Origin of the sequence: Sphingobacterium composti, from assembly GCF_009829075.1 — a bacterium.
Taxonomy (GTDB): domain Bacteria; phylum Bacteroidota; class Bacteroidia; order Sphingobacteriales; family Sphingobacteriaceae; genus Sphingobacterium; species Sphingobacterium composti.
The window spans coordinates 1-471 of the sequence record NZ_WUQZ01000064.1 but is presented as its reverse complement, the minus strand read 5'-3'; the positions used below and the strand labels follow the sequence as shown (position 1 = coordinate 471).

At 41.6% G+C, this 471-nt stretch carries 1 rRNA gene; it reads right to left on the bottom strand.

The features are described 5' to 3' along the window. A 23S ribosomal RNA gene (locus GOQ17_RS16065) occupies nt 1-292 on the bottom strand; the annotation flags it as partial. Nucleotides 293-471 lie beyond the last annotated feature (179 nt).

The following is a 471-nucleotide window of genomic DNA, read 5'->3' as shown; positions in this document are numbered from 1 at the left end:
TCGTGGTCCTACAACCCCAGTATTGCCGTAACAATACTGGTTTGGGCTCTTTCGTGTTCGCTCGCCACTACTTACGAAATCATTATTATTTTCTCCTCCTACGCTTACTTAGATGTTTCAGTTCGGCGCGTTCGCGTATTATACAACTATCCTTCAGATAGTTAGGTTGCCCCATTCGGAAATCTACGGATCAAATCGCATTTGCCAATACCCGTAGCTTATCGCAGCTTATCACGTCCTTCATCGCCTCTGAGAGCCTAGGCATCCCCCGTGTACCCTTATTTACTTTCTTCACTCATATAGCCCTTTTGCTACTATAGAGTTGCTTTGATATATACATCGTAATACTTATCATTAAAAAGTTCGGCCTTAGACCGGGGGTCTCTTTAATAACTCAAGCATATTACAACGTTGTCTCTACTGTTGTCTTCTCTTGTGTCTTTTTTTCTTTCAATATGTCAAAGAACTCTT